This window comes from Candidatus Accumulibacter cognatus (assembly GCF_000584975.1).
Taxonomy (GTDB): domain Bacteria; phylum Pseudomonadota; class Gammaproteobacteria; order Burkholderiales; family Rhodocyclaceae; genus Accumulibacter; species Accumulibacter cognatus.
On the sequence record NZ_JDST02000032.1, the window covers coordinates 45,067 to 51,885 of the forward strand.

At 63.8% G+C, this 6,819-nt stretch carries 3 protein-coding genes and 1 pseudogene; 2 read left to right on the top strand and 2 right to left on the bottom strand.

All coding sequences use genetic code 11. The features are described 5' to 3' along the window. Position 1 precedes the first annotated feature (1 nt). Together AW06_RS20080 and AW06_RS07200 are read left to right on the top strand one after the other, a co-directional pair. Positions 2 to 1,489, top strand: coding sequence for a DUF5666 domain-containing protein (locus AW06_RS20080; RefSeq protein ID WP_273704470.1), 1,488 nt, complete (start codon positions 2 to 4; stop codon positions 1,487 to 1,489). 156 nt (positions 1,490 to 1,645) lie between these two features. Further along, the gene (locus AW06_RS07200; RefSeq protein WP_171047409.1) at positions 1,646 to 2,473 is read left to right on the top strand and encodes a transporter; all 828 of its coding nucleotides are present in this window, start codon (positions 1,646 to 1,648) and stop codon (positions 2,471 to 2,473) included. Between the two features lie 778 nt (positions 2,474 to 3,251). Here the strand turns inward: AW06_RS07200 and pfkB are convergent. Further along, a complete protein-coding gene (gene pfkB, locus AW06_RS07210) occupies positions 3,252 to 4,277 on the bottom strand; it encodes a 1-phosphofructokinase (RefSeq protein WP_138678803.1) in 1,026 nt (341 codons plus the stop codon). Positions 4,278 to 4,905: 628 nt separating this feature from the next. Then, a pseudogene (locus AW06_RS07220) lies at positions 4,906 to 6,584 on the bottom strand (IS1634 family transposase). Positions 6,585 to 6,819 lie beyond the last annotated feature (235 nt).

The following is a 6,819-nucleotide window of genomic DNA, read 5'->3' on the forward strand; positions in this document are numbered from 1 at the left end:
CATGCACCGGTCCGGACGGCTTGCCGGCACCGTGTTTTCCGCCTTGCTGGCAGCGGTCATGGCCGTGCCCGCGCAGGCGAATCCCTGTGCCGACCAGCGTTGGTTGCCCGCTCCAATCGTCGAACTCGCTGTCTCCGGCGTACTGCCGGCACCTGTCGCTGCGGCGGCACCGCGCGTCAGCGGCGATGACGACGAGGTCGGCCTCGGTGGCACCGGCTTGCGCAGCGAGAACGGTGCGCAGCGGACGACGGTGCTGGCACGCCCGTCGAATGACGACGGCGAGGAAGGCATTGGCGGCACCGGCGTCAGTACGGGACACGGCGACAGCATCGGCCTCGTTGGCGTCGTCGCCGGCTTTGCGAGCATCTGTGTCAATGGCTGGGAGGTCCACTACGAGGACAGTACGCCGACACGCGTCGATGGTACGCCGTCTTCCACCAGCGTCCTGGCTCTCGGTCAGAGCATTTCGTTACGGGCGGTGTTGCGCGCCGGGGGCTACCATGCCACCGAGATTTCGGTTCTCCACGCCGTGCAGGGCCCGGTGCAGCAGCTCGATCCGGCTGCCGGCACGCTCGTCGTTCTTGGCCAGAACGTGCGTCTGGCAGGCGACGCGCAAGCAGGAATCGCGCTCGGCGATCACCTGTCGGTCAGCGGGAACCGCTTGTCGGACGGATCGATCGTCGCCTTGCGTATTGCGCGCGCGCCAGGCGATGCCCCCGCCAGCCTGATCGGCCCCGTCGCCAGCCTCGACGGGCAGAGTCTGCGCATCGGCCAGCTCACCGTTCACCTTCCACCGGGGAGTGGTTTGTCGAACCGTGTGCGCGTCGGCGAAGAAGTGTTGGTACAAGGAGTCTTGCGCACCGATACCCTGCTCGAGGCACAGAAAGTGCACCCGAATCCGCGCACCTCGTTTGCAGCGGACGTCGATCGACTGCAGATTCAAGGCCTGCTTCGACATCATCATGGCACGCAAATCGACATAGACGGTACGCGCATCGCGCTTCCCGCTGCCGATGGCGGCGAACTCCCGGTTGCCGGCAGCCGCGTCCAGGTCTCGGCGCGCTTCGGCAGCGACGACCGCCTGTTGGCAGAATCCTGGCGGGTCGAACGTCCGGTTGCCACCGACGACCCGGCTGCGCGGCGCAACCTGCGCGGCAATGCTTGGACGTCCGGACGAAGCCGCGGCGAAACGGTTCAGGAAGGCGGTGCCGATGTCCTGTCCACGCAGCAGCTGGAAGGGATCAGGCCCGCGGCGAGCGGCGGAGCGCCAAGTGCAAGTGAAGTCCCCCAGCTCCCAACAAACCCGGCCGAGCGCCTCGAAGCACAGCGGCCTCCACCAGGGCCGCCTGATTTGCTCCGCCCGGAGGGGGCTCGCCCCGACGTCCAGCGGCCCACGCTTCCGCGCCCGGAGATCGTCCGGCCCGAGAACATCCGCCCTGAGTCCCGCCCGGAGGTGTGGCGTCCCGACTTGCCGCGGCCACGGCGCTGAGAGCATGCAAACGAGTCATATCGCGCACGTGCAAGCGATCGAAGACCTCTGAGGAATCGACGAAACATGGGCGAGAGAGCAGCGTCGCGGTTTGAGCAGGAGACGGCTCTCCTGGCCAATCCGGCGTGCCGTGGGATGGCCGCCGGGAACGGACCGGTGCGACCCCAAGCGGACCACCCGTGCGGCGCAGCGATCAGGGTGCTGCGTCACTGCCACACCACGTACCACGGTGCGTGCGCTCTCGCGCTGCTGTTCGCCGCAACGCCCTTGCCCGCTGCGGACGGCTTGCAGCTTTCCACCGGATTCGACTACAACCGGGGCAAGTACGGTGGTGACAGCCCAATCGAAGTCGCCGCTACCGTCATACAGGGCCGTTTTGAACGAGGGCCGTATGTCTGGCAAGTGACACTACCGTATCTCGTCCTGCACGGGCCTGGGACCCTAGTCGGAGGCGGTGACTCGCTGGAAATCGTTCCGGCGGCAGGCACGCAACGCCATCGCGAGGCTGGTTTCGGTGACGTCGTCGTCAGCATGAACTATGCTGCCTTCTACGATGCGCAGAGCGGGTTCGCACTCGACGTCGGCGGAAGAATCAAACTGCCGACTGCAGACAGCGACCGTGGTCTGGGAACCGGGAAGAGCGATTTGGCGTTGCGCCTCCAGGCAATCCGCACCTGGGACCGGACTAGCTGGATGCTCGGAGTGGGCTACCAATGGACCGGCCGACCCAGTGGCACGGATTATCGCAACGTCGGACAGGCTTCGCTCGCTGCCGATCACCGCCTGAACGAGGACACCTCGCTGGGCGCCATCGTGGATTTCCGGCAGTCGGTGCAGCCTTCCCAGCCCGGCCAACGCGAGCTGACGCTCTACCTTGCGCATCGGCTCTCCCGCCAATGGAAGATCCAGACCTACGTTTACGGAGGCGCCAGTCAGTCCAGTCCTGACATCGGATTTGGCTCGATGCTGTCGGTTCAGTTCTGAGCCTGCAGAGCGCGGTACACCGCCGGTTGGCGGCAACAGATTGGCGCGACTTCATGAAGGAAGCGGCAACATGCCCAAAGAGACCCTGCCATCGAAACTTGCCCATGGCATTGCCCTGGAGCTGGGTTGACGTATCTGCGGCGCGCTTATCCGTGCGTGATCCTGACCACCCGGAGTTCATCGTGAACTCGAAGTAGTACTCGTCCAGGCGCATCACGTGCGGGCGGGATGGGTCGGGCTCATGGGCGTCGTAGATCACTGCCTTGCCGAGTTGGAGCGCATGAGCATCCATCACACGGAACGGCTGCAACCAGCCGGCCATGTCGCGCATGACCGTGTTCAGGCCGGGTCCGCTCCGTCCGAAGCGCGTCGAGAGCGAGGTGACGTGGTTCGCGCTCATGACCACTCGCCGGATTTTCTCCCCGCGACTCTGGGCCTGAAACTGCATGCGGGTCAGTCCGTGCGAGCGCCAACCGAAAACCTGTGCCCCCCAGAGATCGATTGCCCCATCAGGCACCTGTCGCCAGAAGGCATGGAGCGACAGCGGATCGTTGAGGTAGAGATCCCGGAAGATCTCGGGTGTCGGCCGCTGCGGGGACGCTGCGAGGTCCGTGGGATAGACTAGAAGAACGGCGATTGGCTTGTGCGTGGCCATTGGGCGACTCCGTGCATGGATCTGTAGAGACCAAAGTGTCGTCAGCGCAGCACACCTGGAAGCCCCGCGGTTGTTGCTCAGCCGCTTCGACAACGCGCGGAAGCCGTCGTCGCCGAGAGGTCGTTACTCTTCGCCTACGCGCGGGAGCACGCAGAGGCGCTTCGTCTCGCTGCTCACCGACAGCAGCCAGCGGCCTGCCGGTTCGAGGACCGGGCGTACCGAAACCTTTGCCAACAGCGACTCGATAGCCGGCGTTGGCGGTAATCGCCGGACAGGTTGCGTCAGCGCGCCGAGGGCGCTGGCGGTCGCCAGGCGCGCGCAGTCCGTCAGGCTCCAGCCGCGCAGGCTGCCGGCGACAAAGCCCGCCACCAGGGCATCACCGGCGCCGACCGTGCTGTGCACCGGCACCTCGGCAGGGGTGGCCTGCAGGCATTCCTCAGCGGTGACGAACAGCGCGCCTTTCTGCCCCATCGACACCACCACGCAGCCCAGGCCGGCAGCCAGCAGCGCGCGTGCTGCGCGGATCACCGTCGGCTCGTCACGCAGCGGCTCGCCTACCAGTTCTTCGAGTTCCGCGAGGTTGGGCTTGATCGCCCAGGGTCCGGCGGCGATGCCGTGGCGAAGCGCGTCGCCGCTGCTGTCGAGGAGAACGCGCTTGCCTGCCACCTTGAGCCGACGGATCAGGTCCGGGCAGAAAGCGGCAGGGACGCCAGCGGGAACGCTGCCGGAGAGGATAAAGCAGTCGTGATCGGGGAGCAGCGCGTCAATCGCCCGCGTCAGCGCTGCGAGGCAATCTGCAGAAGCGGCAGGGCCGGGAAAATTGATCTCGGTACCCTCCGCCGCCGTCTCGTCGAGGATCTTGATATTGACCCGCGTCTTCCCTGGGATGCGCACGAACGCATCGGTGATGCCCCTCTCTGCAAAGAGCTGCTCGAAGACCCCGGCGTTTTCCCGACCCAGCAGACCAGTGGCGGTGACGCGAAGACGCAGGTCGGCAAGAAAGGAGGCGACGTTCACCCCCTTGCCACCGGGGTCGCATTGCTCCGAAAGCACGCGGTTCAGGCGTCCGCTGGCGAAACCTCGAATCAGTACGCTGTGGTCGATGGCCGGATGGAGAGTAACGGTGGCGATCCCCACAGACGGGTTCAAGAGCCTTCCCTCCTGCCGCCTTACCACAGCGCGCACGGGTCTGCCGAGCAACGGGCTTCCCTTTGCCGTACGCTCAGCGCTGCCCGGCCCGCGTGTTGCACACGCGTTCTCAGAAGCAGCGGAACCAATCTGCGGCGCATCTGGTTTGCGGGCCACCCCAAGTTGGCTGCCACGATGGTGGTAGCGATGCAAAGAAGGGTCAAAGGGAAGACTAACGTCAGCTCGAAATAACGAAGCAAAAAATTAGCGTTAATGATGTGAAACGGATAAGAGCAAATGCTGTCTTGGCCGTTCGAGTGCGCGGCCTGATCGAGCACGTACACGGAGGCCTCATCATGGACGATCATACCGAGACTTACTGCCGGATGGACGACTTTTACAAAGCGTTCGAACCGGGATTCAACGCCCGACTGCTGAGCGATGGCCGCTGCCTTGGTCGAGGACAGGCAGCCTGTCTGTGCCGGAGTTGATGACGCTGGTGGTCCTGTTCCATCAGATTCGCTACCGATCTATCAGCGCTGTGTCGAGTGGCTGCCATACTGCGCGATAATCCTGGCCGCACTCCCGAGTTCGACAGAAATACGGCTAAGTCATTGTTTGTTCGCAATTCGTGGGTGCGGAATTGGCACTACAGGCGTCTGGCGGAGGGCTCGGGCAGGGCGATGGTCTGGAATAGCTCCTTCTGTTGAGGAGTCATGGCGGACAAGCCGGAGGCGGACTGGCGTTGGTGCAGCGTGATCTGGTGGTACTGGATCCGGCGAGCGATCTCCAGGGCGCGTTCCGGGGAAATGGGGCTGGCCTTGGCCTTCAGGCGCAGGCGCAGCACCCGGTAGAGCAGCAGCGCCAGGAAGCAGATCAAGGCATGCGCCCGGATGCGGTCGGGCAGGCGATGGAAGACCGGTGCGATTTCGATCTCGGACTTCAGAACCCGGAATCCCCGTTCGATGTCGGCCAGCGCCTTGTAGCGCGCCACGATCTCGGCTGGGGGAGACCCCGGGACATTGGAAACGAGGATGAGTTTGCCATCGATCAGCCGTGCGCGCTCCAGCGCACGCTCGTCGATCGCGTAGCTGAACACCTCTGAGGCAAGATCGACCTGGATGATGTTCGCCAGATGCGCATCAGCGACCGCCTTGTAGAAGCGGGCCGTCGTGCCGGGATCCGAGAGCTTCCTGCCCGGAGGGGTCCGGCCAGCGTCCTGAGCGTCGAGCTTCTCCGCCCATTGAGCGGCATCGGCCTCCAGCGCCGCGATGCGCTCATCGCGTACGCGACCCTGCTCGCTGGCCCTATCCGGGTGATGGGCGACGATCAGACGAAACCCCTGCCACTTCATCTCACCGAATACCTCTTTCGTTGCCGACTGGCAACTCTTCTCGTGGAAAGGGGCGAGCAGGCTATCAAAATCCCCGTAGCGCCGAGCCGGGACAGCCAGAATGAACTCCAGCGGCTGATCGCGAACCCGTAGCGCCCGGATGGCGTCGAGATGGTCCAGACTGAGCAGGCCGCGATCAGCGACCAGCACCACACGCCTGATCGGATAGCGCGCCAGCACTTTCTCGATCGTCGGCACCAGTGTCGTCGTCTCGCCGGTGTGACCGGCAAAGACCTCGTGATGAATCGGCAGACCTTCCGCCGTCTGGACCACCCCGAGCATCCCCTGGCGTATCGTCCCACCCTCCTTGGCACGGCCGAAGTGCCGCAAGTCCTTGGATTCATCGCTCCCCCTTCGGCACGGATCGTCGTCAGGTCGTAGAAGACGATCGCCAATTCCTGATCGATCAACGGCCGCAGGAGACCTGCCAAGGCGTCGTCCACCCGGTCGGCGCCCTCTGTCAGCGTATCCATCGTGCGCAGCAGGTGATGGTGATTCACCGACTCGGCACTGACATCGGGAACGCGCGTACCCTCCAGCCGACGCAGGATGCCCAGCTTGGATTCCGGATCACACAGCCGGTTGAACACCCTCACCCGCAACAGGCGTTCGGCGTCGAACGGGTGGCGGTTGCGCAGCAACCGGCGAAAGGCATCGGCAAAGCCCAGTTCCTTCCACAAGGCGGTCAGCAGCCAGGTATCGCCGACCGACAACGCCGGTGCAAACGCGACCTCGCCGGTTCCCTCCTCAAGGGAGGGCTTGCCCGCCGCGCGCAGCAGACCGTTGAGCAGCGAGTCCGCCTCGCCGGAACGCACGGATTCGAGGCGCCCCAAGGTAAGGATGACCCGCTGCCGCGGCACCCCGGCGGTGTCCCGGTAGGACTCGACGAGCTTGACGTACTGGCGCGGGCCGGAGGTGGTGGTCTTCACGAACATGTCGCTACTGTATTCCAATAGCGCCATGATCAAAATAATCTTCTGTAACTACTCAGGTCAAAATGTTATGTAAGAACAATTGGTTAGAAACGGGCGAACAATAGCATAAACTTGCAACCACTTGATTCTAAAGCAATCCCATTCGTAATTATGTTGTTTGAATACTCGCAACATATTGATTTTTAACAAGATGCAGTACCTGAGTAGTTACAATCTTCTAGCAGCCTGTCGGACT